The 14,870-nt window shown below is 69.8% G+C and carries 13 protein-coding genes; 9 read left to right on the top strand and 4 right to left on the bottom strand.

The genetic code is table 11. The annotated features are described in order from the left end of the window. The first annotated feature begins 161 nt into the window (after positions 1 to 161). On the top strand, positions 162 to 923 hold the full coding sequence (locus R5W23_RS01705) for a hypothetical protein (protein ID WP_320684838.1): 762 nt from the start codon (positions 162 to 164) through the stop codon (positions 921 to 923). 48 nt (positions 924 to 971) lie between these two features. Here R5W23_RS01705 and R5W23_RS01700 read toward each other — a convergent pair whose 3' ends face one another. Continuing rightward, positions 972 to 1,721: a 3-keto-disaccharide hydrolase gene (locus tag R5W23_RS01700; protein WP_320684837.1), complete on the bottom strand. Its 750-nt coding sequence runs from the start codon at positions 1,719 to 1,721 to the stop codon at positions 972 to 974. Between the two features lie 108 nt (positions 1,722 to 1,829). On the opposite strand from R5W23_RS01700, the gene R5W23_RS01695 reads away from it, so the two are divergent. Further along, positions 1,830 to 2,945 (top strand): lactonase family protein, encoded by a 1,116-nt coding sequence (locus R5W23_RS01695; RefSeq protein WP_320684836.1) that lies wholly within the window; start codon positions 1,830 to 1,832, stop codon positions 2,943 to 2,945. A gap of 367 nt (positions 2,946 to 3,312) precedes the next feature. Continuing rightward, on the top strand, positions 3,313 to 3,759 hold the full coding sequence (locus R5W23_RS01690) for an SRPBCC domain-containing protein (protein ID WP_320684835.1): 447 nt from the start codon (positions 3,313 to 3,315) through the stop codon (positions 3,757 to 3,759). A gap of 45 nt (positions 3,760 to 3,804) precedes the next feature. Here R5W23_RS01690 and R5W23_RS01685 read toward each other — a convergent pair whose 3' ends face one another. Genes R5W23_RS01685 through R5W23_RS01675 form a run of 3 tightly spaced genes read right to left on the bottom strand, consistent with a single transcriptional unit; the run spans position 3,805 to position 6,545 of the window. Then, positions 3,805 to 4,407: a hypothetical protein gene (locus tag R5W23_RS01685; RefSeq protein WP_261189325.1), complete on the bottom strand. Its 603-nt coding sequence runs from the start codon at positions 4,405 to 4,407 to the stop codon at positions 3,805 to 3,807. Positions 4,408 to 4,419: 12 nt separating this feature from the next. Further along, positions 4,420 to 5,595, bottom strand: a complete 1,176-nt coding sequence (locus R5W23_RS01680; protein ID WP_320684834.1) for an ABC transporter permease — start codon at positions 5,593 to 5,595, stop codon at positions 4,420 to 4,422. Next, entirely contained in the window at positions 5,592 to 6,545 is a 954-nt protein-coding gene (locus R5W23_RS01675; protein ID WP_320684833.1) for an ABC transporter ATP-binding protein, read from the bottom strand. Before R5W23_RS01675 ends, R5W23_RS01680 begins: the two co-directional genes overlap by 4 nt. Positions 6,546 to 6,801: 256 nt before the next feature. Here R5W23_RS01675 and R5W23_RS01670 point away from each other — a divergent pair, with 256 nt between their 5' ends. The 6 genes from R5W23_RS01670 (at position 6,802) to R5W23_RS01645 (ending at position 14,870) form a co-directional block, all read left to right on the top strand. Beyond that, positions 6,802 to 8,511: a hypothetical protein gene (locus tag R5W23_RS01670; protein WP_320684832.1), complete on the top strand. Its 1,710-nt coding sequence runs from the start codon at positions 6,802 to 6,804 to the stop codon at positions 8,509 to 8,511. Between the two features lie 4 nt (positions 8,512 to 8,515). Next, positions 8,516 to 10,123: a hypothetical protein gene (locus R5W23_RS01665; RefSeq protein ID WP_320684831.1), complete on the top strand. Its 1,608-nt coding sequence runs from the start codon at positions 8,516 to 8,518 to the stop codon at positions 10,121 to 10,123. A 101-nt stretch (positions 10,124 to 10,224) separates the two neighbouring features. Beyond that, on the top strand, positions 10,225 to 11,235 hold the full coding sequence (locus R5W23_RS01660; protein ID WP_261189330.1) for an AAA family ATPase: 1,011 nt from the start codon (positions 10,225 to 10,227) through the stop codon (positions 11,233 to 11,235). 166 nt (positions 11,236 to 11,401) lie between these two features. Then, a complete protein-coding gene (locus R5W23_RS01655; RefSeq protein ID WP_320684830.1) occupies positions 11,402 to 13,483 on the top strand; it encodes a DUF58 domain-containing protein in 2,082 nt (693 codons plus the stop codon). Beyond that, positions 13,480 to 14,469: a hypothetical protein gene (locus tag R5W23_RS01650; protein ID WP_320684829.1), complete on the top strand. Its 990-nt coding sequence runs from the start codon at positions 13,480 to 13,482 to the stop codon at positions 14,467 to 14,469. The genes R5W23_RS01655 and R5W23_RS01650 overlap by 4 nt, the downstream gene beginning before the upstream one ends. 65 nt (positions 14,470 to 14,534) lie before the next feature. Beyond that, complete coding sequence (locus tag R5W23_RS01645) at positions 14,535 to 14,870, top strand: hypothetical protein (RefSeq protein ID WP_261189333.1); 336 nt, start codon at positions 14,535 to 14,537, stop codon at positions 14,868 to 14,870.

Raw genomic sequence — 14,870 nt, 5'->3', positions numbered from 1 at the left:
TCTGTTCTCCGAACTGGTTCCGGTGAGTGCCCATTTTACGCCCCGAACCGGCTCGCGCCGCGCGGTTCTTGCCGGCGCTGAAACCTGGCACCGTCACCCGGTGTGAGCTACAGTTCGGGCGGCCGCCAAATTTAAAACATCGCCAGAACTCAGCCCGCACCATGAACCTGATCGTGAGCTGCCCCGGCTGCGGGCTCCGCGGCCGACTGCCCGACAACTTGCTCGGGCTCAAAACGATCGTGTGCCCGAAGTGCCGCACCGCGGTGCCGGTGGCCGAGTTGCTGAACCGGGCGTCGCCGGTCGCGGACGACTCGTTCCCGATCTGGGTGGACGGCGAGTTCACCACCGCCGCGCTCGCCCAGGCGCCACCGGCGCCGGCCCCGTCGAAGGCCGAGGAGCCCGTTTACGCCGGCGACTTCATGAAGGAAGAGGCGGCCCGGTTCGAGCAGTACGTGGCAGCGCGGCTCGGCGAGTTGCACAAAAAACGCCGCGAGCTGGCCGAAGCCGAATGCAAATTCGAAGCGCTCACCATGCAGCGCAAGCAGGAGCTGCACCGCCAGCAGGGGGCGCTCGCCGCGACCTCCGACGAAGTCGCGAAGCGCGAGCGCGACCTCCAGGCGCGTGAAGCCGCTCTCCAGACGCGCGAGGCCGAACTCGCGGCGCGGGAAACGAAGGTATCGCGTTCGGACCAGCGGGCCGCCGACCTCGACCGGCGGGCGGCCGAACTCCGGGTCACCCTCGACCAGCTCGAAGGGCGGCGCGCCGCCGTTGCCGAAGAGCGGAGCGCGCTGGAGCGGCGCGCCGCCGAACTCGACCGCATCGAGCTGGCCCTCCACCGCCGCAGCGCGGAGCTCGACGAACTGGACGAGCGCCTCCGCCAGGAGCAGGAGGAGTGGGAGCAATCGCACGAGCGAACGCGCTGAAAACCGAACCCAGAACCGCCACCGCCGCTCGCACCGCACCGGCCGTTCTCACTTCAGCGGACGGATGCGGACGTTGCGGAACGCCGTCGGGCCGTGGTCCGTCTGGAGCATGAACGCCCCGGTCGGGGTCTCCTTCTTACCCCAGTTACTGCCGGTCGGTGTTTTGACCTCGGCGTTCTCGTGAATCACCTGCCCGTTGAGCGTCGCGTTCACCACCACCGCGCTCGCGACCTTCTCGCCCTTCTCGTTGAACCGCGGTGACTTCCACGTCGCTTCAAGGGTCTGCCACTCGCCGAACGGCTTCGCGGCGTTGACCTTCGGCGGCACACCTTTGTCCAGGTACCCGCCCATCTCCAGGTTCGCCCGCGGGTAGATGCCGCCCATGTGGCGGCCGTCCAGGTTCTTCTTGCCGTAGTCGTCCTGGATCTGGATCTCGTACACCTCGTGAAACTTGACGCCGGCGTTGGACCCCTTCGCAATCAGAAACTCGACGTGGATCTCGCAGTCACCGAACGCCTCTTTCGTGATGAGGTTCGGGAGCCGTCCGGTCTCGCCGTTCACCCACACCGCACCGCCCGGCTTCTTTTCCGCCTTCAGGCGCACGTCGGCTTTGCCCTTTGCGTCCGGGGCGAGTTTCACCTCGCCCGCGAAGATCCACCGGTCGTCCACCTTCTTCCACACCTCGGGCCTCATCAGGTCGATCCACCCGTCGGCGCCCGCGGCGAGCTTTTTCGGCTCGTCCGCTCCCGCAACCGCGCCTGCGAACACCGCAGCGACGAGGGCGACGAGCCTGTGCATGTCAGCATCCCGAATGGCAGTTTTCGTTACCCGTGTGTAACCACGGTCATTATCATCAACCCCCGACCCGCACGGGTCTACCGCGAATTCCAAAAGGAGCACTCTCCGATGCTGATTTCTCGCCTCGCACTGGTCGCCGCGCTGACCGCGGTCGGGTCGGCCGCAAACGCCGCCGAGCACTGGGTGTACTTCGGCACCTACACCGGGAAGCGAGAAACGGACAGCAAGGGCATCTATCGGGCGAAGTTCGACGACGCCAACGGTACGCTCACCGCCCCGGAGCTGGCGGCCGAAATGGACAGCCCGTCGTTCGTCACGGTCCACCCGAACAAACAGTTCCTGTACGCGGTGGGCGAAGGCGGGGGAAAAGAGGGCGGACCGGTGGTCGCGTTCGCGATCGACGCGAAAACCGGTGAACTGAAGAAGCTCAACGAGGACAAGAGCGGCGGCCCCGGGCCGTGCTACATCGTGATCTCGCCGAAGGGCGAGTTCGCGGCGGTTGCGAACTACGGCGGCGGCAGCACCTGCGTGTTCGCGGTGGAAGCCGACGGGAAACTCGGCAAGCGCCTCGGGTTCGTGCAACACACGGGCAGCAGCACCAACCCGAACCGCCAGAAGGAGCCGCACGCGCACTGCTGCGCGTTCAACGCCGCCGGCGACCACCTGTACACCGTGGACCTTGGGATCGATAAGATTAAGGTGTTCCACGTCAGCCTGAAGAAAGGTGTCGAAGAGGACACGGACGAGGACATCACCACCCCGCCGGGGAGCGGCCCGCGGCACATCGCCTTTGCCCCGGACGGCAAGGGCATTTACGTGTGCGGTGAGCTGGACTCGACCGTCAACGTGATCAAGGGCGGGAAGGTCGTACAGTCGCTCTCGACCCTGCCGAAGCCGACCCCGGGCAACTCGACCGCCGAGTGCATCATCTCCCCGGACGGGAAATTCGTGTACGTGTCGAACCGCGGCCACAACACCGTCGCGGCGTTTAAAGTCAAAGAAGATCGCACACTGGAACCCGCCGGGCACATTGCCGGCGACATCAAGACCCCGCGCAACTTCAACATCGACCCCTCGGGGAAGTGGATGCTGATCGCGAGCCAGGACGGCGGTAAGGTCGGGGTGTGGGCGCGTGACGCCGCAACGGGCGGCGCCAAAGAGACCGGCACCACCGTGCCGGTGAGCCGGTGCGTGTGCGTCAAGTTCGTACCGGTTAAGCAGTAGCAGGCCGGTGACCTACCGTGTCATCGGGATCGACGACAAGGTGCGATCACGGACGAGGCGGGACACGCCATTCTGTTGGCCGCGACGCGGCTCACAGGTTGTAACCGTCCACGGGGTGCCGAATTCGCGTTTTTCATGGTCTTTCGGCCCCGGTCCAGGGCTGCGCAAGGTTTCCATCTGGGCAGCCTGGGCAACCACAAGATCCACCCGAAAAAGCGACATAATAATTGGACATTTCGACCCCGCCGCCATTCAACCGAGTTTGGATCTCCGCACTGTCCTGCCAGCGAAACAAAATCGGTTGATTCGCGCCCTCACATATGATGGTGTGAGGGCTGAGACCCTGCCACATCCTGCGAGCAACACGATGATTCACTTCGAAGGCGACAAGCGCATCGGGCGGCCGATCGCCGAGGTCGCAGCCAAACTGTCCGACGCCGGATTCCTTGCCAACAGCGTACCAGACGCAGAGGTGTCCGAGAACACGCCGGACCGCGCCACGGGCAAGATCAAGCCGAAGCTGTCCTTCCTCACCGGCAGCCTGACGCTGCACGCCGAGGTGACCGCGCGTGCCCCGGGGAAGTCCGTTGCTTACCGCATCGAGACGAAAACGATGGGCGCGAGCAGCACCGTCGAAACGGCGCTGGTGTTCAGCGAGGCCGAGGGCGGAACGTTGGTCCACTGGACCGGCGACATCGTGGCCGTGACCGGTTTGCTGAAGATGGTTCCCAAAGGGTTGCTCGAGGGCACCGCGAAGAAGGTGATCGAAGACGTGTGGGCGGCGGTCGAAAGCAAGATCACGGGCGGCGGTTAGTGGAGCGGCGGTCCCCGCCGCTCCGCCGCCGGTCGCTCCCGCCGCTTACTTCACCGCGTCGTAGCGCACCGACTGGATGGTTTTCACGAGCTTGTCCATCGCGTCCAGATCGAGGGTGCCGTTGATCTTCAGCCGCAGGCGGCCCGCGGCGTCCACCACGGCGATGTTCGTTTCGCCCGCCGTGACGCCGAACGTGTCCTTCATCTTGTCGGCGAAGTCGAGCCACACCACCGTGTCCGGCGCGCCCTTGAGCACGCCCTTACGGATCGCCGGACGAACCGCCGTCGGCACCTTTCCGCAGCACGCCACCGGAACCACGATCACGTCCGGCGACGCCACGCCCGGCGGCAGCCCGTCGAGCGGCGCCACCGCCGCCGCGCGCGCTTTCGCCGGCGGCTGGCCCTTCGCGTCCGGGTGCCAGCGCACGTGCAGTTGCTCGCCGAGCACGCGGCACGCGTCGTTCCCCTTGCGGTCGCCGAACACGAGAACCACCACGCTGCCGCGCAGGTCCGCGAGATCGGTTTTGCGCTCGAACTGGTCCTCGAGCGCCAACTCGACCTTCGGCGCGGGCGCCGCGGCCGGCGGCTGAGCCCCCAGCGGTAACCCCGCCACCGCCGCGACGAGCGCGGCCCACATCGAGCGCTTCATGCGACCACTCCCTTAAGTTCGGCCCCGACGCAACCCCCGCTCCGCCAGCGTCAGCTTCAGCGCCGCGGCCCCGAGCAGCACCAGCGCGAACCCGGCCACCGCCGCCGCGCTCGGCACCGCCGCCCAGAACCCGCCGCCCTGCCAGGTCACCGCCTCGAACCCCTTCAGCGCCCAGGTGGTCGGCAGCGCCAGCGACAGGTCGCGCGCCCACCCCGGGAGCAAGAACGACGGCACCCACAGCCCGCCCAGCATCGACGCGCCGAGTATCACGAGGATGCTCACGTTCCGCGCCCGGGCCTCGGTTGTGCCGACCGCCGCGACCAGCAAGCCGGTGGCCGCGGCCAGGGCGCACGCCGTGAACGCCAGCAGCGCGAACCCGACCGGCGAGCCGATCGTGACCCCGAACGCGAGGTACCCGACCCCGAACGTGCAGAACACCTGGAGCAGCGCGACCAGGGCGGTGGCGAGGGCCTTGCCCGCGATCACGCACGACAGCGGCACCGCGGCCACGCGCACCCGCGTCCACACGCTCCGCTGGCGGTCGCGCAGCAGCACGAGCCCGCTTTCCATGCCCCAGAACAGCAAGTACTGAAGGGTCATTCCGCAAAAGCTGTGCGCGTAGGAACTGAACCGCGCCCCCGGGTGCGGCGAAACGCTCCGCGGCTCGACCTTGAACGGCGGGGCGAGCGTGGCGCCTTCCGGTATCACGTCCGCGAACGCCTCGCGCGTGACCCGCTTCATGACCGCTTCGGTGACCACGCCCTCGGCCATCTGCCGCTCGGCGCTCGCGTTCGGGTGGTGGAGCAGGTGCAGTTCGGGCCGCTCGGCCGTCACCCCGGGCTGCCAGTGCTTGAGCTGCTCGAACCCGGCCGGCAGCACCACCGCCACGGCCGCCCGGTCCGTGACGGCCTGTTCGGCCTCGGCGCGTGACACTTCCCTCGCCTCGAGCCGCGGCGAGCTGAGCAGCTCCTGCGCGACCTGTCGGGTAAACGGGCCAGTGTCCTCGATCACTAGCACCACCGGCAGTTTTGCCGGTGCGCCGGACGCGGGGCGGTTGAAGACGGTGCCGAACGCGGCTGCCAGCACTACCGGTACGACAAAGCACATGAGTGCGGCCCGGCGGTCGGCCCAGAACAGCCGCCAGTCCTTTCGCGCGAGCGCCAGCGTCAGCCCGAACCGAGTTGTCACGCGGCGTCCCCCGCGGCGGTGTGTTCCGGGCGCAGCCGGCGCTCCAGCGCCCCGGCCGGGGTGCGGTACGCTTCCAGTTCCAACCCGTCGGCCAGGAGCGTCGCGAGGGCGGCGCCGAGTTGCTCGCCGGTCCCGGCCGAGAGGCGCAGCCGGCGCCCGGTGATTTCGAGCTCGACGCCGGCACCGAGCCGCTGCCGGATCGCCCGCTGAAGGTACTTCGCCGGCCGGGCGCGTAGGTGCCCGTACAGCACCGCCCGCTCCGCGGGGCGCGGCCGGAGCAGCTCCGCCGGCGACCCGATCGCTACCAACTTTCCGGCCTCGAGTATCGCCGCCCGGTCGCACCCCGCTTCGGCTTCATCCAGGTGGTGCGTCGTGAGCAGCACGGCGTGGCCGTCGTCGCGGAGCCGGGTCAGATCGGCGAACAGGGAATCGCGGCTGGCCGGGTCGAGCGCGGCGGTCGGTTCGTCGAGCAGCAGCACCGGCGGGTCGTGGAGGAGCGCGGCGGCAAGGTTCAACCGCTGCTTCATCCCGCCCGAGAAGGTCGAAACGCCTTGCCGGGCGCGGTCGGTGAGCTTGACGCGGGCGAGGGCGCGGGCCACGCGGCGCCGCAAGTCGCTCCCGGCGAGCCCGTAGAGCCGGCCGAAGAAGTTCAGGTTCTCGGCGGCCGAGAGCTCTTCGTACAGCGCGGGCTCTTGCGGCACGAGCCCCACGCGCCGCGCGAACGCGGCCGGGTCGGCGGTCCGGTCGCGCCCCTCAACACTGACGGAACCGGCCGCCGGGTCGAGGACGCCCGCGGCGACGGCCAGCGTGGTGCTTTTGCCGGACCCGTTCGGCCCGAGCAGCCCGACGATCTCGCCGCGCCGCACGGCGAGCGACACGCCGTCAAGGGCGGTCCGCTCGCCGTAGCGCACGGTCACGTCGGCGAGAGTGAGGGCCACCGGCAGTGGCATCGCGAACCCCGGCACAGGAACTTGGTCGCCGCGGCATAGCCAGGACGCATCCGGGGTGCAAGCCGAACGGCGCCAGCGGCCCACCAGGACCGCTCCGGCGCGGATCTGGTGCCCGCAGCCTTTCGCTTGCTTCGGGCCGCCCGTTCCGCCACAATGAGGAAGTTGCGTCTGAACGGCGGTACCGGTTACAGGTTCTGTAGTCGTGCCATTCACCCCGCCGGGACGGGACCACACGTGTGCTCGGAGGCGACCTGCCATGTCTGCCGGCCGTCGCGGTCTGATCCTGTCAGCAGGTTTCGCGCTGCTTGCCCTCGGGTTGCCCCGCACGGCACACGGTCAGCCGCCCCCACCCTTCATGCAGTTCCGGCCGAACGGGTTCAACGACCCGCAAACCGGGCGGCACACCATCTGGCAGCACCACCTCACCACGGACCGGATCCGTGAGCTGTTCAGCCAGTACGGGCAGGACGACGCCGCGAGCAAGCAGCTTGAAAAGATGATCCGCGACGCGGTCAAAAAGAACAACCCGAACGCGAACGACGAGCGTCTCAACGCCGCAATTCAGAAGGCGCTCGCGGACAAAGAGTTCATGAACCGGCTCGTCGATATGGCGCAAAAGCGCCAGAACGACTCGAACCGCGCGCCGGGCACCGAGTTCGTACCCGCAGAATTCGAGCGCGACTTGGCACGGCTCAGAGAACAGAGGGCGCGGAACGGTCGGCCCGACCCCCTTAAGGCGCCCAAGATCGACCCGACCAGTCTGCCCAAGTTCGATCCCAAGAGTTTCGATCCGAACAACTTCGATCCGGAACAGTTTCCGTTCGCGGACCCCCAAAAGCGCCCACGCATCGACCCGAACTCGGGTCTGCCGCTCGACCGGCGAACCGGGCGCCCGTACGACCCGCGCACCGGGCAACCGCTCGACCCGCTCACCGGCGAGCCGCTCGTGCCCAAAGGCGCCCCCAGGCCCCCCGAAGCGCAGGGGGAGTCGAACCCGAACAAAGTCGGCGATCCGAACAAAACCCGCGAGCCCGACAAAACCGCCCCCAAGCAGAACGAAGATCAGAAGGGGGTCGAAGACGCGCCCAGCGGGCGCCCGATCGAACCGCGACCGCCGGAACCGGAGCCGGAATTTGACCCCGAGCGGCCCCAACCGCCCCGGGATTCGCCCGAGCGGCTGGCACAACAAAAGGCCTACGAGGCCGCAAGCGCCTTGTGGGAAAAGAACGTCGGCCCGCTCGACGAGTCGCCGGCCGTTAAGCGCGCGATCTACGACCTGATCTCGGACCGCGAGGCGATGGACGCCCTGACCGACGGCAAGGGCAACAGCCTGTTCGACATGTTCAAGGACGGGATCGACGGGGACGGGCTCAAGGACCTGTTCGGCGGGCTGGACGGCAAGTGGGAGTGGCCCAAGCTCGACTGGAAGCTCGACTGGGGGAAGAACACCGGTATCAATTTGCCGGACGCGCGGCCCCGGTCCCGCTGGCCCGACACGAGCGGCCGGTGGCCCAGCAACAGCAACTGGGGCGGGTGGGGGTCGTTCAACTTCGGCGGGGTGCAGGTGCCCTGGCTGCTGTTCGTGCCGCTGCTCGCGCTAGTTGTCGCGGTCGTGGTGTGGTGGAAGTGGGCCGCCATCGCGCGGCTCGGGGGGCGCGGCCGGGTCGCGGTGGCGGACGGGCTCGGCCCGTGGCCGGTCGACCCGCGTGCGATCAACAGCCGCGAAGACGTGGTGAAAGCGTTCGAGTACCTGAGCGTTCTCATCTGCGGGCCGGGCGCGAAAACCTGGACGCACTCGACCGTCGCGGACGAACTGACGGTGCTGGCGCGGACCCAGCCCGACGCGGCGCTGACCCTGGCACGGCTCTACGAGCTGGCCCGGTACGCCCCGCTCGACGAGCCCCTCAGCCGGGCCGAACTGCTCGAGGCCCGGCGGCTGGTGTGCGACCTTGCGGAGATGGGCTGAGGCCATGAAGCGACGCAACGCCCGCCGGTGCTCGGGACTCGCCCTTGTGGGCCTGCTCGCGCTGGCCCTTGCACTCGAGCCGCCCGCGGCGCGGGGCCAGCCGCCGCTCGGCCCGCGCCCGCAGCCGGGGCAGGCGCAGCCGCAGCTCGTGGTCCCGGGGGGCGGGACGGAGCTGTTCCGCGCGATCTTCGACGCCGCCAAGGTGCGGCCGGTGCAAGGGTACGAGTTGCAGCTTCTTCTCAAGGACCTCGCCTTCGAACCCGGTCCCGCCTTCAAACCCGGTCACGACCTGATCGTGGTCGTGCTGGGCGACCCGCACCAGCGGCAGGCGAACGACCCGCTGTGGTGGGCGCGGCAGGTCGTTCGCAACGGCGGGGCGGCGCTGATCGCCTCCGACGACCGCTGCGAGCTTTACACCGCCGGCAACCGAAACATGGCTCGGCCGGTCGGCAACTTCAACGGCGACACGGTTCGGGCCAACGACCAGAACCCGAACGACACGCACCGCGGGAACGACGAGTGCCCGTATGCGGTTCCGGTCGCGCCGGACGAGCGCCCGGGGGCGGACCCGAACGGGCGGGTCTGGGGGGTGTTCCGCGGGCTCACCCGCGTCGCGACCAACCAGCCCACGTACATCAACATCACCCAGTACCAGAACGAGTACCAGCACCCGCTGGCGCGGCTCCCGCGGTCGTCGTTCTCGCCCACCGGGTTCGGGTTCCGGACCCCGCCGACGTTCGCCGTGGGCGGCGACGGGGCGCCCGACGGGGGCAAGCCCGGGTACTCGTTCCTGGCGGTCGCCGACTCCAGCGTGTTCATCAACCAGATGCTGCTCGAGCCGGGCACGGACAACCGCAAATTGGCGTTCCGCACGGTCGAATACCTGCGCGGGCCGGACGGCGAGCGGACGCGGTGCGTGTTCTTCGAGAACGGGCGGCTGGTGGAGCGGTTCGACGGCCTCCAGTCGGCGTTCTCGCCCCCGCTGCCCCCGGTCCCGCCCGACGCGATGCCCAACCTCGGCACGCTGTTCGGGAAGAACCAGGACAAGCTCATCGACTTCCTGGACGCCAAGGCGGACGAACTCCAGGACCGGGACACGTTGCATAAGGTGATGGTCGGTCCGCCGGGGTCCGAACGGGAGGAGCGGTCCGCGGCCCGGTGGGTGGAGCGGACGCTGGCAATCGCGGCCGTCGCGGTCGTGCTCTTTCTGCTCCGGAAGTTGTGGGGCGGGCGGCACCCGCAGGACGCCCCGCCGCCGCCCAACGCCGGCGCCGGCGCCGCCAGCACCGGGCCGCCCGGGGTGTTCGACCGCCGGCAAAAGGAGCTGGCCCGCCGGAACAACCTGTACGAGCCGGTGAGGGCGGTGGTGCGGGAGTTCTTCGCGAGCGCCGGCGCCCCCGCCGCCCCCGGCCCGCGGATGCCGGCGCTGGAAATCTCCCGCGCGGTGCGCAAGCCGGAGTCGCTGCGGTTGGCGCTGCGCGACCTGTGGCGTCTGGCTTACGGGCCGCCCGCCCCCCTCACCGCCCAGCGGTGGTACGAGCTGGAACCGTACTTCGAGCGGCTCAAGCGGGCCCACGCGGACGGCAAGTGGAAGTTCGAACCCGCGGCCTGATCGTCCCCGCACGAAACAGCGGGACCCGTCTCTCGGCGCGCCCCGCGGGGGCGGCCCGGCCGGCGCCGCACCGCACTGATCGACACTGACCGGAGTTAGGCATGAGTTTGGCCTCGACCTCGACCCCGGGCGCCGGAGCGCCCCCCGCCGACCTCCGTGCGGCGGCCCACGAGTTGGCCCAGGAGGCGAAGCTCCTCAGCCAAAAAGTCACGGCAGAAGTCGGCCGCGTCGTGGTCGGGGCCGAGGACATCACCCGGCAACTGCTCATCGCCATGCTGGCCGGCGGGCACGTCCTGCTCGAGGGCGTGCCCGGGGTCGCGAAGACCACCATCTCGAAGGTGTTCTCGCGCCTGCTCGGGTGCCAGTACCAGCGCGTCCAGTTCACCCCCGACCTGCTCCCGTCCGACGTCACCGGCACGTCCATTTTCGACCGCAACAAGAACGACTTCGTGCTCCGGAAGGGGCCGATCTTCACCCAGGTGCTGCTGGCCGACGAGATCAACCGCGCGCCCGCGAAGACGCAGGCGGCGCTGCTCGAGGCGATGCAGGAGCACCAGGTGACGGTGGACGGCGAGACGATCCCGCTGACGCCGCCGTTCCTGGTGATGGCGACCCAGAACCCCGTCGAGCAGGAGGGGGTGTACCGGCTGCCCGAGGCGCAACTCGACCGGTTCCTGTTGCGGGTCGAGATGGGGTACCCGGGGCACGAGCACGAGGTGAACCTGCTGAAGCTCCACAGCAAGCCGGTCGTGGACGTGCCGCCGATGTTCACCCCGGAGACGATCCTGAACCTCCAGCGCAAGCTGCCGGGGGTGTACGGGGCGGACACGCTGTACGAGTACATCGTGGAACTGGCCGAGCGGAGCCGCGAGCACCCCGACGTGGCGCTGGGGGCCAGCCCGCGGGCGTCGCTGAACCTGCTCCGCTGCGCCCGCGCCCGCGCGGTCCTCGAAGGGCGGCACTTCTTCACGCACGAGGACGTGCAGGCGGTGGCCTTCGGGGTGCTCGGGCACCGGCTCATCCTGCGGCCCGAGGCCGAGATCGAGGGCAAGCGGGTCGCCGACATCGTCCGCGAACTCCTTGAAGCGGTCCCGGTGATGGAAACCGTCTAGGCGAGCGGGGGGCGTGAGCCCCCCGAGTGCGCCAGAAGAACGCGCCAAAAAAACGCGCCGCCCGGGCGCGCGAGGGGCGTGTGGCCATTAGCGGTTCCGAGTTTCGTAACGGAACCGGGTCCGAAACTCGGGGGGCGCGAGCCCCCCGCTCGCCGGATACATTTCAATGCTGACGGCCCGCGGATGGTGGTTCCTGCTGATCGTCGCCTTCATCCTGGTGATGGGGGCGTTCGTGATCCCCTACTTCACCACGGTACCGGCCATCCTCGCGGTCACGCTGCTGGCGTGGTTTGTGTGGGAGTACCTCCAGTTCCACACCAAGTCCAATGCCGCCGTGGCGCGGCTCCGCCAGCGGCGGTTCGTCACCCAGAGCGGGCGCGACGCGCCCATGCTGTGGGCGAACGTCCCGTTCCAAGTGCGTGTGCAGGTGCGGCACGACGGGTTCGTGACCATCGACTACGCGCTCGTCGAGGACCGGCTGCCCGCGGGCGCGAACGTACTCGCCGGTGAGCCGAGCAACCACGCCACCGTCCGCTCCGGCGAGCCGGCCGACGTGGCCTACACGCTCCTGTGCCCCGCGCCGGGCGTGCTGCGGTTCGAGGGGGTGAAGGTGCGGGTGGCGGACCTGCACGGGTTCTTCTACCGCCGGCTGTTCCTCCGCGACCCGATCGAGTACCTCGTTCTCCCCCCCCTGGTCAGCGAGGAGAGCCGGCAGCGGGCGGACAAGCGGTTCAACACGCTCCCGCCCCCCGGCATCCACCGGCTGCGCCGCCCGGGGTCGGGCGACGAGCTGCTGGACCTCCGGGACTACCGCCCCGGCGACCCGCCCAAGATGATCGCGTGGAAGCCGTCGGCCCGCAAAGACAAGCTCATCACCAAGGAGTACGAGAACGACGTGCCGGTCCGGTGCGTGCTGTTCCTCGACACGAGCGACGGGGTGCGGCTGGGGCCGCCCGGCAACACGCTGCTCACGCGGCTGGCCGGGGTCACCGCCGTCGTCGCGCAGGCCACGGCCGCGAACCGCGACCTCGTGGGGCTCACCACCTTCGACGACGAGGCCGCGCACCCGGTGCCGCCGGCACGCACGCAGACGCACATGATCAACGTGCTGCGGAAGCTGGCGGAGGTGTCGGCGCTCCAGCCCGGGACGGCGGGCGTGGAGACCGAGCTGCTCACCGCCCGGGCGTACCCGCTGGCGCACGAGCTGTACCCCGAACTCATGAGCCGCAAGACCAACACGGTGCCGCTGCGGCGGCTGTGGAAGCCGCTGCTCGACAAGTGGTGGGGCTGGCTCGTGTTCGCGCTCGTCGTGGTCCCGCCGGCCCTGCTCGCGTGGAAGGCGGCGTCCGTACTGGACCCCGACGTGGCCCGGCTCCCGCGGCCCGTCAACCGCGTGATCGTCCAGTGGCTCGCGGCCACCTTCGATTTCGGGGTCCGCACCACCGGGGGCCTGGTGGGGCGCGAGCCGCTGGCCGTGCGGGTGCTGGTGTTCCTGATCGTCTGGCCGGCGGCGCTGCTGCTGCCCAGCGTGCTCGCGGGGCTGTTCTGGCTGCTGCACGGGGTCACCGGGTTCTTCGGCGCCGCCGCGCAAGAGCTGAAGAAGCGCAAGCGGCTCGCGGCCCTGTTCTCGCTCCAAGACGGCGCCGGGCCGGACGCGGTCGAGCGCTACGTCCACGACGACGCGGCCTACGCCGAGCGGGCCGGCGCCTTCCTCCAGCACCACCACTTGCGGTGCCCGGTGCCCCTGTACGACGACCAAGGGAAGTACCGGTTCCGGTGCGAGGAGAAGGCCGAGGTGCTAGGCTCGGCGCTGATCCGCGCCGTGAGCCGCGCCCGCGACAACGAGCTGTACGTGATCCTCGCGGACCTCGCGGAACTCGGCCCCGACATCGAGCCGCTCGTCAAGGCGTGCCGCGTGGCGCGGGCGCGGCGGCACCACGTCATGGTGATCGTGCCGTGGCCCGCGGACGTGTCCGCCCCCGACGACGCGCCGGCGGCTCCCGAGCCGTCCGGCGTCGGCGCCCCGCGGCGCCGGTCCCCCGCCGACATGGCGCCCGGGGAGCGGCAGAAGCGGATCACGAAGCTCGTCCGGGACAACCTGACGCGCCAGTACCACGAGTCGTTCCGCCTGACGCGCCGGGCGCTCGCCGGCGTCGGCGCGACGGTGGTGCGGGCCAACGACGGCGACGCGGTGCGGCTGGTGCTGGACCGGCTCGACCGGCTGCGCGGGATGAGGAGCCGCCGATGAGCAACACCGTCAAAGCGCCCGGCGGGCAGCCCGAACTGACCCAGGGCGACGTGATCCGGCTCCTCGCCACCGACGCCGCGGCGCGGCCCTACGTGCTGGCCACGCTGGCCGCGCTGGCGATGATCTTCGTCGTCCTGTTCATGAGCGGGAGCGACCTGGGCGGCATCATCGTGGTGCTGTTCGGCGCCGCGGCGATGGCGCTCCGCTGGACCGCGGCGCCGCCGTTCCTGCTGCTCGTGATCGCGTACTTCCAACTGTTCCCGTTCGGCGTCCCCGACCCCGGGTCCGAGAACCCCTATCAGGTGCGCGAGAGCCACTTCCAGGTCACCGACATGGTGCTGGTCATGGCGATCCTGGTGTACCTGCGGGGCCAGTACCGGCTGTTCGGGCTCGTTCACCAGATCGTGCCGCCGGACAGCGCCCTCAAGCGCAAGGGCGACGTGCCGGTCCGCCGCCCAACGGCGCACATCCGGCCCGATGAACTCGCGTGGATGCTGGCCGTCGCGGGCGCGCTGGTGCTGATCGGCCAGGCGGTCTGGTGGCTCGTGAACGCGCTGGAGTTCGTCCCGATGGAGAGCGGGGTGCCGTTCCGGTGGGCGGACACGCGCTCGCTCCGCGCGTTCAGCCGGGACCAACCGCCGGGCGAGTTCCGCCCCGGCCAGAACCGCTTCTTCGTGCTGCTGGGCATCCTGTTCTTCGGCACGCTGCTGGTGCGGCTGGTGTTCGGGTACTGGCGGCTGCGGGTGATGAACGCCTCTGAGGGGGCGATGGTGCTCGCCGACACGAGCTGGAGCGAGTCGCACCGCGAGCGGGTGCGGCTGGAGAAGTGGCGCGTCTGGGGCCGGCGCCGCGCGAGCGAGCGGGCCGAGGCCGCCGCGCAGGACGCCCAGCGGCGCGAGAAAGAGGCCGCGCGCAAGCGCGCCGCCGAAGAGGAACGGGCCGCGCGCAAGCGTCCGAAGCGAGCGCGCCGCGACGACCAGAAGTGACGCAAAACACCACCGGGCCGCTCCCGCCGTCCGGCCGAGTTCCAAACCCGAGAGAGCGCATCAACATGAGGTTCGCGTACTGGAGCCGGGAGCTGGCCGGCTGGGCACTGATCGGCATCGGCCTGTGGCAGTTCTGGAACACCTACGGGCTGATCTCGAACCGCCGCATCTTCGAGGCCGGGCCGTCCGCGTTCATCGCGTTCATCATCTTCCGCTCGGGGCTGCACCTGCTGAAGGTGGCGGTGGCGGCGCAGGCGGCCCGGTCGCTCCCCGAGGGCGCCCAGCCGGCGACCCGTAAGGCGAGCCGGATGGCGGTGAAGTCGGTCGCGCCGACGCCCACAAAGTCCGTGGTCCCGGGACCGCGGAGCCGTGCCGCGTCCGCCAACGGCGCGGCGAACTGA

It is taken from the genome of Gemmata algarum (assembly GCF_034097035.1).
Classification (GTDB): Bacteria; Planctomycetota; Planctomycetia; order Gemmatales; family Gemmataceae; genus Gemmata; species Gemmata algarum.
This window is presented reverse-complemented; position numbering and strand designations above follow the sequence as displayed.